Below are 631 nucleotides of genomic sequence, written 5' to 3' on the forward strand. Positions count from 1 at the left end.
TAGTAGCGCAGGCCGATCTTCACGTCGTGCGCCTCGATGTCCTTGATCTTGATCGCCTGGAGGCTGCCGGTGCAGCACGGGACGAAGCCCGGGCCGGTCTCGGCCTTGCCGAGGTTCAGGTAGCGGTAGGCCAGCTCGATCTTCAGCGCGTCGGTCACGTTGTAGGCGAGACCGGCGTGGAGCGCCCAGGCGAGGCTGCCGCTGGTCTTGTCCTTGTAGAACTTGCTGCCGCTGTTGGTGTTGTAGACCGCGTTGCCGTTCGCGTCGTAGACCGGCGCGTAGTTGTAGGAGGGTTGTCCGCAGCCGCAGCCGTAGATCGGGTTCGCGTAATCGTAGCCGTAGGTCGGGCTGGTGAACTGCTGGTTGGTCGAGTAGCTCGAGACGTGGTTGAACGCGTAGCCGACGCCGCCGCCGATGAACGGCGTGATCCCGTACCACGTGCCGAGGTCGAAATACGCGTTGGCCAGAACCACCGCGGAGTCGAAGTTGCCGCTCGACTTGTTCACGCCGTACGACCCGAGCCCGTTATCGAAATCCGGACCCTTGTAGTACTCGCTGCCGCGCAGGCCGGTGGAGTAGCGGTACTCACCGGTGATGTCGCCGCGCAGGAACGGGGTGAACTGGTAGCCGA

1 protein-coding gene is annotated in these 631 nt (G+C 63.9%); it reads right to left on the reverse strand.

The annotated features are described in order from the left end of the window. On the reverse strand, positions 1-631 hold a 631-nt coding region (locus NS334_RS16790; RefSeq protein ID WP_193753156.1), incomplete at both ends, for an outer membrane protein.

The sequence above is a fragment of the Sphingomonas endophytica genome, assembly GCF_001476895.1.
Classification (GTDB): Bacteria; Pseudomonadota; Alphaproteobacteria; order Sphingomonadales; family Sphingomonadaceae; genus Sphingomonas; species Sphingomonas endophytica_A.